The organism is Geobacillus sp. ZGt-1, assembly GCF_001026865.1.
GTDB classification, from domain to species: domain Bacteria; phylum Bacillota; class Bacilli; order Bacillales; family Anoxybacillaceae; genus Geobacillus; species Geobacillus thermoleovorans.
Genome location: NZ_LDPD01000143.1, coordinates 1 through 245, shown reverse-complemented (window position 1 = coordinate 245; position 245 = coordinate 1). Strand labels below are relative to the sequence as shown.

Here is a 245-nt window from a genome sequence, read left to right as displayed (position 1 = left end):
GAGGGATCGAGACGGTATTTTCGGTTTTGGTTGACCAGTACCGGATCACAGAGATTCAGAAAGATTCGAGGACTGGATTTGAAGTCGTACTCGATTCCGAAGTTCTCCACCGTATTTCAGAATTTGGGAAAAATGGCGGTGGCCGTATTGGACATGCCGCCGTTTCCGGCCGATATCGCGGGCCGGACGATAGAGGAGCTCGTCGAGGTGTACCGGAAAAGCGAAGGATTGAAAGCACACAGAAA

1 pseudogene is annotated in these 245 nt (G+C 51.0%); it reads left to right on the top strand.

The window, feature by feature from the left end:
- Positions 1 to 107: pseudogene (locus tag VU18_RS18100) on the top strand (IS982 family transposase); the annotation flags it as partial.
- Positions 108 to 245 lie beyond the last annotated feature (138 nt).